Origin of the sequence: Paenibacillus lactis, from assembly GCF_017873605.1 — a bacterium.
GTDB classification, from domain to species: domain Bacteria; phylum Bacillota; class Bacilli; order Paenibacillales; family Paenibacillaceae; genus Paenibacillus_AQ; species Paenibacillus_AQ lactis.
Window position 1 is genome coordinate 406,211 of sequence record NZ_JAGGKI010000002.1, and the last position, 20,241, is coordinate 426,451.

The following is a 20,241-nucleotide window of genomic DNA, read 5'->3' on the forward strand; positions in this document are numbered from 1 at the left end:
ATCTTATGGAAAGAGTTGTGATTACGGGCATGGGCGTCATTTCGCCGCTCGGCAATGACACCGAAACCTTCTGGGCGAGGCTGTCCCGGGGCGAGTCCGGCGTTTCGCCTATCGATACATTTGATACCTTAAAGCATAAAGTGAAAATAGCAGGCACCGTCAAAGAATTCGATCCAAACGAGCGATTCGGCGCGAAAGAAGCCCGCCGCATGGACCGCTTCTGCCAGTTTGCCCTGGCAGCGGCCGATCAAGCCGTGTCCAGCTCCGGGCTGGACCTGACCCAGGTCAACCGGGAACGCATGGGCGTCTACGTCGGCTCCGGCATCGGCGGCATCCAGACACTCATGAATCAAAGCGAAACGTTGGCCTCACGGGGGCCGGAGCGAATAAGTCCTACGCTCGTGCCGATGATGATCCCCAACATGGCTGCCGCCATGATCAGCATTCGGTACGGGACGTTAGGGCCGACGCTCGCTCCGGTGACCGCCTGCTCGATCGGGAACACCGCCATCGGCGAGGCCTTTTATCACATCCAGGCTGGCCGCTCGGATGTCATCATTGCAGGTGGTACGGAAGCGGCTCTGACCGGCATATCCGTCGCCAGCTTCGCGAACGCAACCGCCCTCTCTACCCGGGAAGGCGATCCCGCCCGCGCCAGCCGTCCGTTCGACGCGGATCGCGACGGCTTCGTCATGGCGGAGGGCGCCGGCATCCTGATCCTGGAGTCGCTTACGCATGCCAAGCGCAGAGGCGCTCCCATCCTTGGCGAAGTGATCGGCTACGGCGCCAGCTCGGACGCCTATCATATGGTTGCTACTCCTGCGGATGGCGAAGGAGCTGCCCGGGCGATGAGAGCTGCGCTTGCCGAGGCACGGCTGTCGCCAGCCGATATCGATGTCATCAGCGCCCATGCCACGAGCACCGTCATTGGCGACCGTTCGGAAACAGCGGCCATTAAGCAGGTATTCGGGGAGCATGCGTACCGGATTCCGGTGACGGCCAACAAATCGATGACCGGCCATATGCTTGGCGCCTCGGGCGGCATCGAGGCGATCGCGCTCGTCAAATCACTGCAAGAGGGCGTCATTCCGCCCACCATCAATCTGGAAACGCCAGACCCCGAGTGCGATCTCGATTATGTACCGAACCGGGCCAGACGCTCCGATGGTCTGCGGATCGGCATCTCCAATTCGTTCGGCTTCGGCGGGCATAATTCCGCGATTATTATCCAAAAATGTGAAGGTGAATAGAAGTTAGCGTCAGGACCCCGGTGAAGCTGGGGTCTTTTGCTTGTTGCGCGGCTTTCTCTGCCTGCTAAATCGTGGACGGTCGCAGCAGACCAAAATTTTTTTTAAGCTAATCAAACTTTTCAAACCACTCGCACGTCTTGCTTCCGTAAGGCAATTGCAATTGATGGTTACCCGCGCGGGCCCAAAGGAGTGTCTGATTACATGAGAGGCGGCCGGAAGCTGGAGAAGCTTCTAATCCAATGCATCACCGAAAACCAGGAAAGGGCGTATCGACTGGCTTACAGCTATGTCCGCAACAAAGAGGATGCCCTCGACATCGTACAGGACGCCATCCACAAAGCGTTCATGTCCATGGAAAACCTAAAGTATACGGGTTCATTAAAAAGCTGGTTTTTCCGGATCGTTGTGACAACATCCCTGGATTTCATACGAAAACAGAAAAAAGTCCAAATCATGGACGATGAAAAACTGGAGGTCGTGCTGCCAAGCAGTCAAGACCATTATCCGAATCTGGACCTGGCAAGATCACTGGATGAACTGCCGGACAAATACCGGATCGTGATTATCCTCCGCTTTTTTGAAGATATGAAGATCGAAGAAATTGCCGAAGTGCTCCATGAGAATCTCAGTACCGTGAAAACAAGGCTCTATCAAGGACTGCAGAAGCTTCGGGTGAACATGAGCGAGGAAGACCAAGAGGAGGAGCGACGATAATGCATGACAAGCTGAATAGGATGAAGCAGGAGTATGAGTCCATTCCTATTCCCGATGAATTAAACGAGATGGTGAACAGAACGATCGCCTCCCGGCGAAAAAAAATAAAGGCCATGCCCTGGCTCGCCAGCGCCGCGGCTGCATGCATCCTGCTGTTTGCCGGCGTAAACGCCAGCCCGGCCTTCGCCCAGGCGCTGTCTGAAGTGCCGGTGCTCGGGAAGATCGTCAAGGTGATCACCATCCGGGAATATGCCGAGCAGAACGAAAACACCGATGTGCATCTTAAAACGCCCGGCATTGCCGGCACCGGCGATCCTGAGCTGGAGCAGTCCCTAAATACCAAGTATTTGGAGGAAAACAGGAGGCTGTACGAGGACTTTAAGGATGAAGTGGCTCAGCTGGAAAAAGGCGGGGGCGGACATCTCGGGCTGGAAAGCGGCTATGAAGTCGTCACCGATACGGATCGGCTGCTGACCCTCTCCCGTTATGTCGTCGAATCGGCCGGATCATCCGCCGAATCCCGCAAATACGATACGATCGATAAAATCAATCACATCGTCATCACGCTGCCGAGCCTCTTCAGCGACGACCGCTATATCCAAGCGATCAGCGACAATATTAAAGAGCAAATGCGTCAGCAGATGAAGGACGACCCTAACAAGGTCTACTGGGTTCAGCAGCCGGGCATCGAACCCGATATGCCGGAAGAGGAGATGTTCCGAAGCATCGCGAAGGATCAGAACTTCTACATTAATCAGGACGGCAAGCTGGTCATCAGCTTCGATGAATATGACGTAGCGCCGGGCTACATGGGCGTTGTGGAATTCACGATTCCGACGGAGGCGATCCAGGACTTGCTCGTCAGCAACGAGTATATCAACTAACTAATAAGAAGCCGTTTTGTACCGCGCAATAGCTCCACAGTGTACGGTGTGGCGTCACATGTCGGGAAATCAACCACATGAATGGCGCCGCGTAAGGGAGCAGGAAATCGCCTCGGGCGAGCCCGGCTGGGCATGATTCCAATGTAACAACTAACAACTACTGTACGACTATATCCTTTTTTAACACCAGGAGGTAATTACGATGAAAACGATGCAGCATACAACAAAATGGACCAAAACCTTGGTTGCGGCCGGCTTGGCAGGCATTCTGATGGTGTCCGCTTCCGGGCTTCCTTTCGCTCATGTCCATGCACAGGCCCAGGCCGCTTCCGGCAACGGACGGATCACGGCTCCCGCGCTTGCCGCGCCGCTGGTTACCAGCAAGACGCTCCAATCCACCGAGAAATGGCTCGAGGCCGATATCACCATTCCCGTATTCCAAGGGCTCGCCGACACCAAATATCAGGATCAGCTGAACGATATCATTGAATCCCATGCCTTCAAGGATCTCGCAATATGGGAACAGGAGGCCGCGGCATCCGCAGCTCTGGCCCAAAAGAACGGCTACGCCATGCATCCCTACCAGCTGCTGATTCAATATGAGCTGACATCAGACGGCTCGGACAACGGTCTGGTCTCCCTGAAAATCACGACGGAGGGGACCGGCATGAACAATCCGGATACCCGTATCGATACGTACAACTTCACGAATGAGGCCGAAGCGAAGCGCGTAACGCTTGCGGACCTGTTCGGCAGTAAGTACCCATCCATTCTGGATGCGCATATTAAATCCGCGATCGCTGCAGATCAAGAGCGCTATTTTGAAGGGGAGGACGGCTTTCAGGGTGTAGATCCCGAGCAGAGCTTTTACGTGAAGGACGGCAAAGCGTACATCGTGTTCCAAGAATACAGCATCGCCCCGGGATCGACCGGCACGCCCGAATTTGCCGTGAAGCTTCCGGACCGTAAGGAGGAAGTGCACGGAGCTGTCCAATCGATCATTCCTTCCGGCAAGCATTACATCGGCAAAGACGGCAAGATCATGGTGCCGTTGGCAAGCGCCCTGCGCCAGCTGCAGTTCGACGTTGCATGGAACGGCAAGCGCAAAGCCGCCGACATTTCGAAGGGTGCCCTTTGGAGCTCCATCAGCTTGAACAAGGACAGCTACTTCCTTGGAAAAAAAGCCCCCCGCAAGCTCGGTGCAGCACCGGAGATGAGAAACGGACACGTATACGTGCCGCTTGAGTTCCTGTCCGACATTCTGAATTTGAAGGTCAGCCAAGATAATAAGAACGGTCAGATCACAATCTCCGTCGCAGGAAAATAAAAAAACGCGCTTCAGTCCTTCTACACGCCCTCATATTACAGTACATTAAGAGACCGCCCGCATTCATTTGCGCGAGCGGTCTCTTTTTCACAGCCAAAATGCCTATTCTCTCGTCGAAGCGACGATGTTTAAGGCACCTTCCGAACCGTCATCATTATAAACATACAGATGGTATTCGCCCCATGACTGCTTCCCTACGCCCTTTTCAAATACTCCCGGTAGCCCCACAGGGCTTCATCCAGCTGGCCTTCGCCTTCCAGCAGCACCATGACCGCATAAGAGATCATGTCAATCCATTCCTCGATTGTTTCCTCTTGGTCGGCCGTCAAGAGCCCATTCCTCCGCAGCATCCCCTCCGGATACACCGCCCAGGCCGTTGCCAGTTGGCAGATGCTCCAGAAGCAAGCGATGATCTCCCGATCCAGCGCCGGTTGGCCAAGGTCATCAGCCAGCACCTCGATGATCTGCATCAACTCGTGAAAGTTCTCCTCCACCAGCTCGCCGTTGAACGGGCGCAGCATGCCGAGAAACCCGCGCTGCATCTTCGGATGCTCGAGGTCTTCATGCACGAAAGCGTGACATTTCAGAAGGAATACGGCATGCTCTCGATCCATTTTGTTTCACCCCATGTTGTTTATGTATAAAGGAGAGCCTTTTATCCGCTGAACCATTTAAGCCTCTATTCCTCAAATACGAGCTTGCCGAACCGGGACGGAATATGGTAATTCACCTCTCCCGTCGGGCTCCACGCCTGAAATTCCTGCAAGCCCTGGGGATCCTCGTCTATACGGTAAAAGTTGACGTTCCAGCTCCCGCCCGCACGAGGCGGATTCCCGAAATTGACGGCCGGGATCGCGATGTCGTATATTCTTCGACCTTTGTCATCCTGCGTTACGGTAGTTTCAAGTCCGGCCAAATCCCACGCCACATCACTGGCGGTAATCGACTTCATGCCGTCGTTTTGGATCCGGGCGTCAAAAACAACATTATGCGGGCTGACCTCAAGCTCGATATATTCGCGCCCCGCTCCCGTCTCATCAATGAACAGCTCGACCACATCCTGCTCGTACAGCGGATCATCCCTGTGCCGATATCGGGATACAACATGAGAGTCTTTGCAGATAAACCGGACATGAAACCATTCCGGGCTCCAACAGGCCTGGACGCTTGTCTGTTCCTTCACAGGCTTTCCCGTCACGGTATCGGTCAGCTCCACCGCTTCACAGCGCTCCCAATCGATTGCGGCGCCGTCCTCTCCTGCCCCCCTGTAAACCGCGCGCTTGCAAGGATAAATCGGTACTGATGCCATCCTTCATCTCTCCTGTCCATATGAGCATTTAGCTTTATGATAATCGATCCAGATTCTGTTAACCATTCCTTGGTTAGAATAATGATGAGAAAAATTCGAAAATCCCAGCTTTTACTCTGCGTCCTCATAGTGAAAAAAGGCGCATGCTGTGCTACAATAATGAAATTGTAAACTTCTAGGGAGGGTTATGGATTCGCCATGCTCATTATAGGTATCGCCGGCGGCACGGGGTCGGGCAAAACAACGGTTGCCCGCTCAGTCATCGACCGACTCGGCTCAGATAAAGTGACGTTCATTTCTCAAGATAATTATTACAAGGATCACCCGGAGCTCAGCTTCGAGGAGCGCGAAGCGATCAATTACGATCATCCGTTTGCCTTCGATAACGACCTGCTCATCGAGCATCTGGGCATCCTCAAGCAGGGCTTGCCGGCACAGGCGCCCGTGTATGACTTTACCAAGCATGCCCGCTTCAAGGATCAGACCGTAGAGCTTAAGCCCAACAACATTGTCATCATCGAGGGACTGCATGTGCTGTCCGATGAGAACCTTCGCAAGCTGCTGCACATTAAAGTATTCGTGGACACCGATCCCGATGTGCGCCTCCTCCGCCGGGTCGTCCGGGATATCGAGGACCGCGGCCGGACGATTCAGTCCATCCATAATCAATACCTGTCGACCGTAAAACCGATGCACGAAGCGTTTATCGAGCCTTCGAAAAAATACGCCGACCTGATTATTCCGGAAGGCGGACAGAATGAAGTCGGCATCCAGCTGCTATCCACCCTGACGGAAAAATATTTGACCGGCGACCGCTCGCTGTCCGGCGAATAGAAGCCCTTAAAAACGCATAACTGACCGTAGCTTTGCATAACAACAACGCCCGCATTTCCTATACAGGAAGGCGGGCGTTCTGATAACTGGAACACTATCGGCGGGTCATTGAGCGTATAGGGCATCATCGGCTATCTATCGCCTGAAGCAACCGCCCTTTACTGGCCGGTGTCGGCAATGACCAGCACATCCATATGCCTGGCCCGTCTCAGCAATTGCTTCACAAACCGCATTTGGGAGGAGCCAGGGAACCCTTTGCCCGGCGGCTGAGCAATAATAAGCTGGGTAGCCTTCACTTCATCAGCCGCCGCGATCAGAAGCGCAGGCAAGTCGTACGCTTGCTTTCCCTGCAGCTCCAGCGGACGAAAAATCCCCCCAAGCCGCTCCGTCATCGCCTGAAATGGATCCCTTCGTGCCGGCATGGACAGCTTGCCGTCTTCAGATCTATCCGGCAGCGGCGTTACATACCAGGCCGCCTTCAGCCGGTAGGCGATTCGAAAGCCGCGGCGAATGATTCGCTCCGACTCGGGACCGCTGCCGACGAGAACATAGATCACTTCCTCCCGTCGCCACGGTCCCCGCAGCGAGGCGCTTCGCTCAAGGGATTCCAACCGCTCATCCACGTCGTCGGCGATTTCCCTTAGCGCTAGTTCCCGCAGCGCAATCAGGTTTCCGGTCTTGAAGAAGGAGCCGAGCGCTTGCTGAATGTTCTCGGACGCATAGATTTTGCCCTCCCGCATCCTCTGCTGCAGGGTCTCGGGGGTGACGTCGATCAGTTGAACCTCGTCAGCCAGCTGCAGAATGCGATCAGGCACAGTTTCCCTGACGCGGACGCCGGTAACCTGCAGGACCGCATCGTTCAGGCTCTCCAGATGCTGCACATTCACGGTCGTAATGACGGAGATTCCGGCAGACAAGATATCAAGCACATCCTCATACCGCTTTTTGTTCCGGCTGCCGGGCACATTCGTATGGGCCAGCTCGTCGACCAGCACGACATCGGGCTTTCGCCGCAGGATCTCGTCGGTATCCATCTCTTCCAATCGCGTCCCGCGGTATTGCTTCGTCTTCCGCGGCATTACTTCCAGCTCGCCAACTTGAGATTGGGTTTCGGCGCGGCCGTGGGTCTCGAGGAGACCGACGATCACGTCCAGACCTTTTCGGCGCAGGTCGCCGCCTTCCCGCAGCATCGCATACGTTTTTCCAACGCCGGGGGCCGCGCCGATATACATCTTGAACCGCCCCCGCTTTGCCTGCTCGATCCGCTCATCGAGCTCGGTCCCGCTAAGCCGTTGAAACGCCCCTGCCCTCGGCGGATTCGGTTGAATCCGGGCGGGAATGATGCGCTCGCCGTTATTGGCTGTCCGGTCAGCCACCACGAGCAGGTCCACCCCTCGCATTTGCCGGAGCAGATCATGAATGACCGAGCCCTGCCACAGCTCTTGACTTCGGGTCTGCTTCGAATGTCCCAGCACGATCCGGGTGACATGCCGATCCAGTGCATACGTCAGGATCGCTCCTGCGAGTTTGCGCCGGGAGCGTAACGGAAGCTCCTCCAGGGTCGCTCCGATTCGCTCTGCCAGCTTCTGAAGGGAACTTCTGAAGGCGGCTTGCTCCTTCCCGAGCGTCGATCCGGGCTTCACGAACGTGACGACGAGCAGCTCGCCGTTCAGCCGCTTGGCAATCTGCTGGCCGCGACGCATATAGATGGATCCGTTCCAATGATACTGCGCTGCGACCAGGATCCGCTCGGCGGCGCCGGAAGGGCCTGTCAACCCACGCTCCCTCCGATGCCGCTCCAGCGAGCTGTTAACGCCCTCCGCTACCAGCCGAAGGGTAAGCTCTCTAAGCACGGCCAGATTGCCCCGCTCCCAAGCATCGCCGCCGGCAAGCAGACCGCTTTGCACCCGCTCCAGCATCGTCTCGGGCGTAACGTCGATCAGTACCACTTCGTCGGCGAACTCCAGCGTATCCGCAGGCAGCGAATAACCGGCCGTGACGCCCGTCAATCTGCTCGCGATATCGCCTACGTCCTTCAGCTCATAAGCATTGATCGTCGTAATAACGCTGATGCCGTGGCTAAGAAGAAAACGGATATCCTCTAGCCGGGTCTCGAACCTGGCTCCCTGGCGGTTCCGGTGCGCCAGACCGTCTACCAGCAGCACCTCCGGATTCCGCCGCAGCAGCCGTTCCAGATCCAGGTCCTTACGCTCATTCCCGCTTTCGAACCAGTGGATGCTGGACACCCGCTCCAACTCCCGGGCCTGCTCCACCGTATCAGGCCTCTGCATCGTTGATACGGCGGAGATGACAACATCGATCCCCTGCCGTTTCAGGCTCTGGCCTTCGCGGAGCATGTGATAGGTTTTGCCGGACCCGCTTACAGCTCCGATATAGACCTTGAGACGTCCTTGCCTCAGCTTTAAGATCGATCGCAGGATTTCCTCCGGCGATTTTCTTCGGTAGGGCTCAGTCAATGTTCCAAAAGCTCTTGCAGCGCCAGATTCAGCTTGAGCACATTGACACGGGGCTCGCCAAACACGCCGAAATCCCGCCCTTCCGTATGCTCCTTCACCAGTCGTTTCAACTCCGCTTCGGCAATTCCCGTCCGCTCGCTGACGCGCGGAATTTGAACTTCAGCCGATTTCGGCGTGATATGAGGGTCTAGTCCCGAGCCCGAGTTCGTGACGAGATCGATCGGAAGCTCTTGGACGGGAACGTTCGGGTTGTTCTTCTTCCACGCCTCGATCTCAGCCTTGGTCCGCTCCAGCATTTCCGGGTTTGACGGGGCATAGTTGTTGCTGCCGGATCCCGCCCCGTTATATTCGATGCTGGATAACCTGCCGTGGAAATATTTCGGATCCGGGAAGCTCTGACCGATCAATTCCGAGCCCACCACATTGCCGCTTCGATCCTCGATCAAGCTGCCATTGGCCTGCTTCGGCATCAGCAGCTGCGCGGCGCCTGTCGTTACGAGCGGGTACAGTAAGCCGCACAGAACAATAAAGACAAGGCTCGTTCTCACCGCAATCCCGACCGGAACGCGGGTCGCCTCGGTTTGAGCGGAAACACGTCCAAAGGCTTTTTGCACAGGATGCTTCATCATGGTTCTTCGATCCCTTCTGATTAGGTTCATCGCGATATTGCGACCGGCGGGCAAACTCTTCATCCCTTGATAGGACCACCAAGACGCTCGCCTTAAATCCATAGATGGACAATCATATCTATCAGCTTGATGCCGACGAACGGGACGATAACCCCGCCCAATCCGTAGACCAGCACATTGCGCTGCAGCAGCTTGGATGAGCTCATCGGCTTGTAGGACACGCCCTTCATCGCAAGCGGAATCAGCACTGGTATGATGATCGCATTGAAAATCAGCTCCGATAAAATCGCCGACATCGGGGAGCCGAGCCCCATAACATTAAGTGCGCCCATGCTTGGGATAGCCGCTGTGAACATGGCCGGAATAATTGCGAAATATTTGGCCACGTCATTAGCCACGCTGAACGTGGTCAAGGCACCGCGCGTCATCAGCAGCTGCTTGCCAATCGCAACCACCTCGATGATTTTCGACGGATCGGAATCGAGATCCACCATGTTGGCCGCTTCCTTCGCGGCAACCGTGCCGCTGTTCATGGCGAGGCCAACATCGGCCTGCGCCAGCGCCGGAGCGTCGTTCGTCCCGTCGCCGGTCATGGCAACCAGCTTGCCCTCCGCCTGCTCCCGTCGGATGACCGCAATCTTATCCTCCGGTTTGCTCTCCGCTATGAAATCATCGACGCCCGCCTCGCGGGCGATCGTCGCTGCGGTCAACGGATTGTCGCCGGTGCACATAATCGTCTTGATGCCCATCCGGCGCAGCTGCTCGAACCGCTCCTTCATGCCCGGCTTCACCGTATCCTTAAGATAGATCAAGCCGTAGAGCCGGTCGTCGACGGCGACAGCCAGCGGCGTGCCGCCCTCGGTGGCGATAGCATCGCTGCTTGGGATCAGATCTGCGGGGATTTCTCCTCCTTGTGCCTGCACCCAGGCTTTCACCGCATCCACCGCTCCCTTACGAACCTTCCGGCCATCCTTCAGGTCCATGCCGCTCATCCGCGTCTCGGCCTTGAATTCAATGCACTCGCCGCCGGACGCCGTCTCTTCATCGAAGGCATACCCTTCCCTCTTCATCAGCTCCAGCACGGAACGGCCCTCGGGCGTCTCATCCAGCAGGGAGCTGACGGCCGCCCACTGGGCAACGGAAGCCAGCGGTTCGCCGCCCACCGGGATGAACCGGCTAGCCATCCGGTTCCCGAATGTGATCGTCCCTGTCTTATCGAGAATCATCGTGTTGATATCTCCGGCCGCCTCCACCGCCTTCCCCGACATTGCCAGCACATTGAACCGGGTGACCCGGTCCATCCCCGCAATGCCGATCGCCGACAGCAGGCCGCCGATCGTCGTCGGAATGAGGCAAACAAGCAGCGAAATGAGCACGGGAACCGACAGCTCGATGCCTAGATACTTCGCAATCGGCGCCAGTGTCACCACCACGATCAGGAAGATGAGCGTCAGTACCGTCAGAAGCGTGTTCAGCGCAATTTCGTTAGGCGTCTTCTGACGGGAGGCTCCTTCAACAAGCGAGATCATTCGGTCGAGAAACGATTCTCCCGGATCGCTCGTAATCCGAATTTTGATCGTATCGCTGACCACGCGGGTGCCCCCGGTAACCGAGCTGAAGTCGCCGCCGGCCTCTTTGATGACCGGCGCCGATTCGCCAGTAATGGCCGATTCGTCGACGGATGCCAATCCCGCGATGACCTCGCCGTCGCCGGGTATCATTTCGCCTTGGGACACGATGACGATATCCCCTTTGCGCAGCTCGGTCGACGGAACCGCCGTGACGCCGCCTCCTTCCGTTACTTTATTGGCCGTCATCTCCTTCTTGGACTGCTTCAGGGAATCGGCCTGCGCTTTGCCGCGCCCTTCCGCCATCGCCTCCGCGAAATTCGCGAACAGCAGCGTAAAGAGCAGGATCAGGAACACGGTCAGATTGAAGCCGATGCTGCTCTCCGTCCCGAAATAGGACGGAAACAGCATCATCAGCAGCACCACGATCGTTCCGGCCTCCACCACGAACATGACCGGATTTTTCAGCATCAATACAGGATTCAGCTTCACAACGCTGTCCTTCAGCGCCTGACCGACCATCGCTTTGGTCATTAAACGTTGTTTGGGATTATTCATTTGTCTTAATTCACCTCTTCTATTTAACGGATCGTAAGATGCTCGGCAACCGGCCCGAGAACCAGTACAGGCAAAAAGGTCAGCGCGCCGATAATCAGCACGACGGCAATCAGGATGCCGGCGAACAGTCCGTTATCGGTCCGGAACGTTCCCGGCGTCTCCGGCACCCGCTGCTTCCGCGACAGCGATCCGCCGACCGCCAGCAATGCGATCATCGAAATATAACGGCCCAGCAGCATGACCAGTCCGGTTGTCACGTTCCAAAACGGCGTGTTATCGGCAAGCCCTTCAAACCCGGACCCGTTGTTCGCTGCCGAAGACGTATACTCATACAACACCTGGGAGATGCCGTGGAACCCTGCGTTCGTAATGCCTGATTGACCCGCATTCGTCATCAACGCGAGCGCTGTCGGTGCCAGGATGATGAACGGGTGCACCAGGATCACGACGGCGATCAGCTTCATTTCCTTCGCTTCGATCTTCCTGCCAAGAAATTCGGGTGTTCGTCCGACCATCAGCCCGGCCAGGAATACGGCCAGAATCGCGTACATGAGCATGTTCATCAAGCCGACGCCCTTCCCGCCGAAGACGGAATTAAGCATCATTAGCGCTAGCGGCGTGATGCCCCCAAGCGGGGTCAGGGTATCGTGCATGTTGTTGACCGATCCGGTCGTGGCCGCCGTCGTGACGGTCGTAAACAAGGAGGATTGCGGAATGCCGAAGCGGACCTCTTTGCCTTCCATGCTGCCTTGGGACGAATCAATCCCGAGCCGGTTCAGCGCTGGATTCCCGCTTGATTCGGCCGCATAGTTCAGGGATAGAAAACCGATGAACAGCGTCATCATGACAGAGAACACGATCCAGCCCTGCTTGCGGCTCTTGGCGAACAATCCGAACGTATAGGGCAGGGCAGCCCCGAGGCTCCACATGCACAATATTTCGATCACGTTCGTCAACGGGGATGGATTCTCGAACGGATGCGCGGAATTGGCTCCCATATGGCCGCCTCCGTTCGTTCCCAAGTGCTTGATCGATTCAAGCGCGGCTACCGGGCCGACCGCAATCTGCTGCTCTGATCCCGAAAGGGTCGTTACGCTCATGGTCGGCTTTAACGTCTGCGGCACCTGCAGTGCCACCAGCAGCATGGCAATAAGGAAGGCCGCCGGGATAAACACCCGGGTCATGGCCTTCACGAAGTCTTCGAAGAAGTTGCCGACCGTAGCGCCTTTCGTCGTCACGGCCCGGATAAAGGCGATGGCAACGCACAGCCCGGTGGCGGCGGACGTGAACATCATCATCATGATCACGGCCATCTGGGAAAAGTAAGAGAGGCCCGACTCCCCGCTATAGTGCTGCAAGTTCGTATTGGTCATGAAGCTGATCATTGTATTGAGCGACAACGTCGACTCCATGTTCTCGATGCCGTTCGGATTCCACGGCAGCACCTGTTGAAAACGGAGGATGGCATACCCTGCTCCGACCAGGATGATATTGGTGAGCAGGAAGCTGAGCGCATAGCCCTTCCAGCTCATCCCCCTGCGTTCCTTGAGTCCGATGAGGGCAAATATCGGGCGTTCCGCCCAGGAGAACCATTTGTCCGTGCCGCCGGGTTCATTGCGAAACACGAGATAGAGGTAGGTTCCAAGCGGCTTGACGAGCAGCAGCAGAACCAGGATGACGATGGCGATTTGTACGATGCCCATGATAAGCGGCTTCCTCCTTTATGTTGGAATCCTAAAATTTTTCCGGATGAATCAGCGCATAAACCAAATATAAAAATATCGCAGCGGTCAATATCAAAATCAGCGTCATGGCCTGTCACCCTCCGATTCTTGAATAACGCGGCCGCACCAGCTTATGAACAGCCGGAACAGCCCGTAGGCTGCACCTAGCAGAAGCAGCATATATACATCCTGCATTGTTATCCCTCCTTGGCGGTAAGCCGTAAAAACAGCTCTTTCCGGTAGCTAGTCTAAAAGCGCGGCGATCAGGAAATCGACGCGGTCATGATTCGTATGCAGCACGACATCCGCGCCAAGCCCTCTGTAAATCAGTCTCGGATTGCCGGAATTTGTAATAACATAGATCGAAGCCGAGGTCCATGTCCGGCATATTCGCAAGTAGCGGCAGCAGAGGTTCAAACTGTTCTCGAACAGAAACACCTTGCCGATCGGCCGTTCGGGAAGCACCCAGGTCTGCTCGTCTCTCGTGTCGATCATGATGACATCCTTGCATCCGAGCCTGCTCGCCCTCTCCCCCTCTGCAGGGTTGTTTGCCAGAACGGCGAACGGGATCTCCCTTAAGAGCAATTGGCGGATGAATGCCTCTCCGGCCTTGGTCGGCGCGGATATCAGAATCGTGTCTTGCTGTTTTTCCATACGTTCTCCTCCTCGTGTCCGTCGGAGAAGGCAACAAAAAAGAAGCCTCGGGAGGAGAAGAACTCTTCCCGCGGCTTCTTCCTAAAAGCGCGGCGAAAAACACCGCGGCTTCGTCAAGTCACGACAATCGTTGCCTCTCTCGATACGCTTACGAGGTTAGCTGACGGATTCGGGCGTGAGAGTCGCCCTACCCATAGACCGTTATCTTGTCTATGGGATTCACCCCGGAGAGAACGCGCGAAATCGCGTCTCCCGATTGGTTCCCCCGCTCCTTTTTCATTCAAGGACTCAGCGAAAATGAATCTAGCGAGCTGCATGTATTCGGTTAATGGTTGACCCTGATGTTTTCGAAAACTGTCAAAGCGGCCCGGCCGAGGGTCAAGCGGTGAGAGGCACTTGACGCAAGTACGAGCCGAAGGACCCCATGGCGGTCTCCGGCATACGCGCTTTTTTCCGATGGAAGGCCGCAGCTCCCACACTGGCCGGCTTCCACTGCGGTATCAGGCCGCCCTGCCAGCTTCCGGAAATCATCCGGTCAATTCATAGTTCGTATCATACGACCGGCGATTCGGGAAGTAAATGCAGACGAAAACCCGTGTAACGTATTATGGAACAGGTGCAATCCGGAAAGTCCTCTTCATCCCCGATTATCTTCTCCATACTCGATATCCCTCTCTATTTCGCCATTTCTTAGCAATAAAGCGATATAAGGCGATGGAATGGCAATAATGAATGCCATTCCCAAATGTACGCGCTTTCCTTCGCTGTTTTCACGTTTTTTCAGAAAATAACGGCCACAAATCGGAATTTACTTTTTCCGACCTTTCGTACCGTTTCCCTACCGAAATCGCCAGCGGTATTTCGCTTCCCAATCACTTGAACATATTCCTCAGCACCATCATCAGATTGGCCGGCTTCTCTGCAATGCGGCGGGTAAAATACGGGTACCACATCGTGCCGTACGGCATGTAGCATCTTATTCGATAACCGTCCTGCGCTAGCCGGGCCTGGTCCTTCATGCGCAGCCCATACAGCATTTGAAACTCGAACGCATCCTTCTTGATCCGGTTCTGCTCTGCAAATACTTTGACCCAATCGATGATGTTGTTATCGTGGGTCGCGACAGCGGTATAGGCTCCTTGGTCCAGCTGAAGCTTGATTAAATTTTTATAATTGCCGATGATCTCCTGCTTCTTCTGATACGCAATCGTTCCCGGCTCCTTATAAGCTCCCTTGACCAGCCGGAGTTTCACCCCTTCCTTCATTAGCATCCGGACGTCCTCCTCCGACCGGTACAAATAGGCCTGGATGACCGTTCCCACATTGGTCAGCCCCTCCTTATGAAGCCGCAGCGTCATATCGATCGTGGCCTGCGTGAATGGCGAGTCCTCCATGTCCAGCCGTACGAAGTTGCCATGCCTTTGGGCCGCCCGGACCACCGTTCTAATGTTCTCGTATGCTGCCTGCGGGTCGAGCGCCAAGCCCATCTGCGTCGGCTTCAGGGATACGTTCGATTGCACTCCCCGGTTGGCGATGCCCTCCACAAGCCGAATATATTCCTCCCGGTAGGCCGAAGCCTCCGTCAGCGAAGTAATGCCCTCTCCCAGATGGTCCAGCGTTACCAGGATTCCCTTCCCGTTCAGCCTTTCGATCTCATCGAGTGCCTCTTCCAGCGTATCTCCCGCAATGAATCTGCCCGCTAGTTTCTTGCCGTAACGAATCGAAAGCCATTTCACCAGCCGGTTCCCCGACACCGTCAACACGACTTTCCGGTAAAGCTCGGTCCCGTCCATGCATGCCTCACCCTCTTCTCGGAGTAAAATGCGCTCTACCTTAACTCATATGCAAAAAAGGTCGCATCATGCGAAGAGGACATTCCTTCGGCTTGGTGGGAGTTTCCGCTAAAATGGAAAAGCGACTTCGGAAGGGAAAGAAACACACGTTAAAAAACGCTCGGAGAAATCTCCGAGCGTCCAAGCGCGTTTCTTCATTGCTGACGTTACGGCTGTGCTTCAAGCAATTCTATGGTTCACGCCCCAATCTGCACTTGAGGGAGCGCCTAGCCTCATTACTGCCCTTCCCTTGCCTGACCCGTAATCGGCTTCAGCCCCGGGTCTCCAAAGGATACATTGAACGATTGGGCCAAATGAAGCCCGCCGTCCGTAAAGTCAGCCTCCATAGTCAAGCAGAACGGCGTCTCGACCGCTCGAAGCGTGATCACCAGGTTGCCCTTATCATTCCACGTCATGGAGGAGCATACCTTGCCTTCCTCCATCCGGAACAGTCTCGTCGTGCCTTCCACCCATGCGTTCCGGCCAAGCGTGAGCGATTCGAGGCCGTAGTGCGCTTCGATCTCCAGCAAGGCTTCTTCCTCCGAGAAACGAACGCAGAAGGTACGAAGCTTCTGCTCATTCTCCTCGAGCTCGAACACGATTCCGGAAACTTCCGGCTCCCGAGTGGAGGAAGCCTGGAGTTTCGGCGGCTGCACGTTCAGCGCTCCAAGCGTTTCGGTGAGCGAGACCGCCGCCCCTTCATTCTCCGGTAAAGCCTCCGGCTCAAAGGCCGGCAACAGATGCTCCCATACGCTGTTCAGGACGGCCTGCATATCATTCAAGCCCGAGGTGATGGCGATAACCGCCTCCAGCTCGGGGTGAACGATGCAGTATTGGCCGAATGCGCCATCGCCGCGATAGGCGCCGTGCCGGCATCTCCAGAACTGGTAGCCGTATCCTTCCGTCCAATCGGAGGAGCCGTCTGCCGGCCCGTTCGAAATCTGCTTCGACGTCGCTTCGAGGACCCACGCCTCCGGAATGAGGCGCTTGTCTCCCCAAACGCCCTTCTGCAGATACAGCTGACCGAATTTCGCAATATCCTCCGTCTTCAGCTTGAGTCCCCAGCCGCCGGCATTGATGCCCCGCGGACAACTCTCCCATGTGGCTCCGTGAATGGCGAGCGGTTCGAAGAGCCGGGGCTCCAAATACTCCAGCAGCGTCTTGCCGGTAATCTTCTGCAGGATCGCCGAGAGCATATACGTCGCCGCGCTGTTGTACACGAAGTGGGTTCCCGGCTCATGCTCTACGGGCTGCTTGAAGAAGTCGGCTACCCAGTCCTCGGATTCCAGCGCCGGTTCCGCCGCATGGCCGGTCCCCATCACGAGCAAATCCCGCACAGTCATCGCCGCCAGATTTTCAGATGGAGCCTCCGGCGCATATTCCGGAAAGAAGCCGATCACTGGATCCGTCAAGGCGATGCGGCCTTCCTCTGCGAGGAGTCCGATCGCAGTCGAGGTAAAGCTCTTGCTTAACGAGAACAGCATGTGCGGAAGCTCGGGCCCGTACGGATCCCACCAGCCTTCCGCAATGACATGGCCGCGGCGAAGCAGCATAAAGCTGTGCAGCTCTAGCCCTTGATCCTGGACCGAACCGATAAAGCGCTCGATCGCCCGCGAGGAAATGCCTTGGCGTTCGGGGGTGCTTCTTGACAATGATTGAACCGTGTCCATACTCATAAGAATCCGCCTCTCCCTGTATATTGCAAGTAATCGATCATCCTGTCAGAACCATTATACACCAGATCCTGAAACCGCTTCATCATATCGAACCGGTCGAAAGCCATGGCGCTCGCTGATCTCGATCAAGTTCTCCTGCATCAGAAAGGCAGCCTCGGCATCACGCCCGCGCGCAAGCTCTTCGCCGTCGACCCGGGCGTTGCCGCATTGCGTCATCTCCTCCGAATAGAGTGCCGGATGGGACAGAAAGAAATATTGCTCGTCTGTGAGCCTGCTGAGCACAGCCTCGAATTGCGGGATGGAAGATGGAACGCCGTCAGGGAAAAAGTTATAGTAATACCGGTGATTGATCAGTCCTTTGCTTGCGATCCAGCGGTCCAGCTCTTCCTGAAGTCCGGGGACGAAGCGCTCCGGCATCATATGCGAATCCGCATACGTTATGCGAAAGCCTAGCGCCGTCAGCTTATCCAGCTGCGCGCTGCACTCGGCCACAATCTCCTCCAAGGCCGGAGGAGATTGCTGGAACATCGACGGATCCTGATAGAAATATCCGCTTGGGTCCACAAGCGAAGGAACCTGTTCCTTCGCCGAAACAGGTCCCCATCTGATGCGGTCCCACTCCGCATTCAGCGTCATGTGGAATCCGAAGCATATGTCATCGCGGCGGGCCAGCAGCTCGGCAGCTTCCGCCACATACGGCCCCGGCGCCATAACGGATACGTTTTTGATAAATCCGGCGTTTACGGTTCTTGCAATCGCCAGATTGGCCGAACGGCTCGAGCCCAGATCATCCGCTCTGGTAATGATCCGCCTCATTTTACCGCACCTGCAGCAATCCCTTTGATGATATACTTTTGCGCGAAAATATAGAAGATGACCACCGGGATAATCGTTAAGGTCAGGCCGGCCATCGCCTGGTTCCATACGATCGTGAATTCCCCGAAGAAGTAGAACGTCGAAAGCGGAATCGTCCGCAGCCCTTTATCCGACAGCGTCAGGGACGGCAGCAGATAGTCATTCCACAGGGCGATCACGTTCAAAATCGCTACCGTTACGGTGATGTTCTTCAGCAGCGGAAATACGATTCTCCAGAATACGCCCAGCTTGGAGCAGCCGTCCAGCGTCGCGGCCTCTTCCAGAGCGACCGGTACCGACTTGATAAAGCCATGGTATAGGAAGACCGCCATGCTCGAGGTAAAACCGACATTCATATAGATCAAGCCCTCATGCGTGTTCAGCATCGGAATATGCAGATTGCTGCGAATCCAGTCCATGACCTGCATGAGCGGCATCATCAGCGTCTGGAACGGAATGAGCATCGTCGCCACGAACGTGAAGAAAATGATTTTGCTCAGCTTGTTATCCGTCCGCACCAGCATCCATGCCGTCATGGAAGCCAGCACGATGACAAGAATCACTGAGACGACCGTCACGTAGAGCGAGTTGCCAAGCGCCGTAAAGAAATTCATCTTCTCCATCGCCGACTTGTAATACTCGAAGCTGAAGGATGACGGAAACGCAAGCGCGTTCTCATACAGCTCCGCACGGTCCTTGAACGAGTTGATCAGCATGATGAAGACGGGAGACAGGAAGACGATCGCGAAGAGAAGCAGCACAATATCGAGCAGCCATTTGCCTGTTTTCTTCATCACATCTGCACCTCTCTTCTCTTCGTAATGATCACTTGGGTCAAGGTAAGTCCGGCTACGATCAGGAAGAAGATGATCGCTTTCGCCTGGCCTATGCCGTAATTGCCGTAAGCGAATATTTCATTGAAAATATTCATCGCAAACATCTCGGTCGCGTTATTCGGACCGCCCTTGGTCAGGGACAGGTTCACGTCGTAGATTTTGAATGCGCCCGACAGGGTCAGGAACAGACAGATCGTGAACGATGGCATCAGGAGCGGGAAGACGATGCTCTTCAGCCGCTGCCACAGGCTCGCGCCGTCGACTTTGGCCGCTTCCATCAATTCATCCGGGATCCCCTGGATGCCGGCAATGTAGATGATCATGGTATAGCCGGCAAGCTGCCAGGTAAATACGACAACGATCGCATAAAGCGAGAACTGCGGATGCAGGAGCCAGTTGAAGAAGATGCTGCCGAGCCCGGTTTTCTCCCCAAGGAAGCTAAAGGCATCGGTGAAAATGAACTGCCAGATATAACCGAGAATAAGGCCGCCGATCAGGTTCGGCATAAAGAACATCGTCCTTGCGGCATTACGCGAGCGAAGCTTGGTCGTCACTAGCAGCGCGAATCCCAGGCCCAGGATATTGACGCATACCAGCGCCAGAAGCGTAAACTGCACGGTGTGCCAAGCCGATGACAGGAAGCGTTCGTCCTGGAAGATCTGGACATAATTGTCCATGCCCACAAATACTTTCGGATTGGCCGGAATTCCGTCCCACTGGACGAAGGAGTAATAAATCCCGATGATGAACGGGATGATGACCACGGTCGTGAAAATAAACAAAAGCGGTACCGTGAACAGGGCAAACCAGGCTTTGTCCTTTCCTTTGCTCATAATCCATACCTTCTTTCTGTCCCGGATGATCCCCGTGGTAAGGCATCACCTTGATACTTGCAATTGCTGTGTTTTTCGTTTAAACGAGCCCGGTCGGGGACGTTTCTGGCCCCTTCCGAAGCCGTTGTGCTATGCATGCTGGTGGGAGTAGATGATGTTCGTTACCCGATACTTCGAGCTTGAAAAAACAAAAGCCTAACGCTCAGAGTCAATTCGGAACGTCAGAGGCTAGGCTTTCGTTATGATGAAATTGTTTAGATCACCGCTCGTTCACGAGCGCT

18 protein-coding genes and 1 riboswitch are annotated in these 20,241 nt (G+C 55.6%); of the genes, 5 read left to right on the forward strand and 13 right to left on the reverse strand.

Annotated elements, in window-relative coordinates; translation table 11 throughout:
* Nucleotides 1–5: 5 nt before the first annotated feature.
* From fabF to J2Z18_RS04775, 4 genes are all read left to right on the forward strand, one after another.
* Entirely contained in the window at nucleotides 6–1,250 is a 1,245-nt protein-coding gene (gene fabF, locus J2Z18_RS04760; protein ID WP_210094245.1) for a beta-ketoacyl-ACP synthase II, read from the forward strand.
* Nucleotides 1,251–1,451: 201 nt separating this feature from the next.
* The gene (sigV, locus tag J2Z18_RS04765) at nucleotides 1,452–1,964 is read left to right on the forward strand and encodes an RNA polymerase sigma factor SigV (protein ID WP_210094246.1); all 513 of its coding nucleotides are present in this window, start codon (nucleotides 1,452–1,454) and stop codon (nucleotides 1,962–1,964) included.
* On the forward strand, nucleotides 1,964–2,848 hold the full coding sequence (gene rsiV, locus J2Z18_RS04770) for an anti-sigma-V factor RsiV (RefSeq protein WP_210094247.1): 885 nt from the start codon (nucleotides 1,964–1,966) through the stop codon (nucleotides 2,846–2,848). The genes sigV and rsiV overlap by 1 nt, the downstream gene beginning before the upstream one ends.
* A 202-nt stretch (nucleotides 2,849–3,050) precedes the next feature.
* Complete coding sequence (locus J2Z18_RS04775) at nucleotides 3,051–4,175, forward strand: stalk domain-containing protein (RefSeq protein ID WP_210094248.1); 1,125 nt, start codon at nucleotides 3,051–3,053, stop codon at nucleotides 4,173–4,175.
* A 194-nt stretch (nucleotides 4,176–4,369) separates the two neighbouring features.
* Here the strand turns inward: J2Z18_RS04775 and J2Z18_RS04780 are convergent, their stop codons facing one another.
* Nucleotides 4,370–4,789 carry a hypothetical protein gene (locus tag J2Z18_RS04780; RefSeq protein WP_144869610.1) on the reverse strand — a complete coding sequence of 140 codons (420 nt, stop codon included), beginning with the start codon at nucleotides 4,787–4,789 and terminating at the stop codon, nucleotides 4,370–4,372.
* 65 nt (nucleotides 4,790–4,854) lie between these two features.
* Nucleotides 4,855–5,484, reverse strand: a complete 630-nt coding sequence (locus J2Z18_RS04785) for a carbohydrate-binding family 9-like protein (RefSeq protein WP_210094249.1) — start codon at nucleotides 5,482–5,484, stop codon at nucleotides 4,855–4,857.
* A 198-nt stretch (nucleotides 5,485–5,682) separates the two neighbouring features.
* Between J2Z18_RS04785 and udk the strand changes: the two genes are divergently transcribed.
* Nucleotides 5,683–6,318: a uridine kinase gene (gene udk, locus J2Z18_RS04790; protein WP_007130673.1), complete on the forward strand. Its 636-nt coding sequence runs from the start codon at nucleotides 5,683–5,685 to the stop codon at nucleotides 6,316–6,318.
* Between the two features lie 158 nt (nucleotides 6,319–6,476).
* Here the strand turns inward: udk and J2Z18_RS04795 are convergent, their stop codons facing one another.
* The 11 genes from J2Z18_RS04795 to J2Z18_RS04845 form a co-directional block, all read right to left on the reverse strand.
* A complete protein-coding gene (locus J2Z18_RS04795) occupies nucleotides 6,477–8,795 on the reverse strand; it encodes a histidine kinase (RefSeq protein ID WP_210094250.1) in 2,319 nt (772 codons plus the stop codon).
* Entirely contained in the window at nucleotides 8,792–9,421 is a 630-nt protein-coding gene (gene kdpC / locus J2Z18_RS04800) for a potassium-transporting ATPase subunit KdpC (RefSeq protein WP_373872012.1), read from the reverse strand. The genes J2Z18_RS04795 and kdpC overlap by 4 nt, the downstream gene beginning before the upstream one ends.
* A gap of 95 nt (nucleotides 9,422–9,516) precedes the next feature.
* Nucleotides 9,517–11,550 carry a potassium-transporting ATPase subunit KdpB gene (gene kdpB, locus J2Z18_RS04805; RefSeq protein ID WP_210094252.1) on the reverse strand — a complete coding sequence of 678 codons (2,034 nt, stop codon included), beginning with the start codon at nucleotides 11,548–11,550 and terminating at the stop codon, nucleotides 9,517–9,519.
* Between the two features lie 23 nt (nucleotides 11,551–11,573).
* On the reverse strand, nucleotides 11,574–13,253 hold the full coding sequence (gene kdpA, locus J2Z18_RS04810; RefSeq protein ID WP_210094253.1) for a potassium-transporting ATPase subunit KdpA: 1,680 nt from the start codon (nucleotides 13,251–13,253) through the stop codon (nucleotides 11,574–11,576).
* Nucleotides 13,254–13,284: 31 nt separating this feature from the next.
* Nucleotides 13,285–13,362, reverse strand: coding sequence for a K(+)-transporting ATPase subunit F (gene kdpF / locus J2Z18_RS30990; RefSeq protein WP_083832632.1), 78 nt, complete (start codon nucleotides 13,360–13,362; stop codon nucleotides 13,285–13,287).
* 155 nt (nucleotides 13,363–13,517) lie between these two features.
* Nucleotides 13,518–13,928, reverse strand: a complete 411-nt coding sequence (locus J2Z18_RS04820; RefSeq protein ID WP_007130680.1) for a hypothetical protein — start codon at nucleotides 13,926–13,928, stop codon at nucleotides 13,518–13,520.
* A 129-nt stretch (nucleotides 13,929–14,057) separates the two neighbouring features.
* Nucleotides 14,058–14,232, reverse strand: a riboswitch (cyclic di-AMP (ydaO/yuaA leader).
* Nucleotides 14,233–14,800: 568 nt separating this feature from the next.
* The gene (locus J2Z18_RS04825) at nucleotides 14,801–15,721 is read right to left on the reverse strand and encodes a proline dehydrogenase family protein (RefSeq protein WP_007130681.1); all 921 of its coding nucleotides are present in this window, start codon (nucleotides 15,719–15,721) and stop codon (nucleotides 14,801–14,803) included.
* 275 nt (nucleotides 15,722–15,996) lie between these two features.
* Nucleotides 15,997–17,436: a serine hydrolase domain-containing protein gene (locus tag J2Z18_RS04830; protein WP_007130682.1), complete on the reverse strand. Its 1,440-nt coding sequence runs from the start codon at nucleotides 17,434–17,436 to the stop codon at nucleotides 15,997–15,999.
* A 54-nt stretch (nucleotides 17,437–17,490) separates the two neighbouring features.
* Nucleotides 17,491–18,252 (reverse strand): ChbG/HpnK family deacetylase, encoded by a 762-nt coding sequence (locus J2Z18_RS04835; RefSeq protein WP_007130683.1) that lies wholly within the window; start codon nucleotides 18,250–18,252, stop codon nucleotides 17,491–17,493.
* Nucleotides 18,249–19,085 (reverse strand): carbohydrate ABC transporter permease, encoded by an 837-nt coding sequence (locus J2Z18_RS04840; protein WP_007130684.1) that lies wholly within the window; start codon nucleotides 19,083–19,085, stop codon nucleotides 18,249–18,251. Before J2Z18_RS04840 ends, J2Z18_RS04835 begins: the two co-directional genes overlap by 4 nt.
* On the reverse strand, nucleotides 19,085–19,960 hold the full coding sequence (locus tag J2Z18_RS04845; protein WP_007130685.1) for a carbohydrate ABC transporter permease: 876 nt from the start codon (nucleotides 19,958–19,960) through the stop codon (nucleotides 19,085–19,087). Before J2Z18_RS04845 ends, J2Z18_RS04840 begins: the two co-directional genes overlap by 1 nt.
* Nucleotides 19,961–20,241 lie beyond the last annotated feature (281 nt).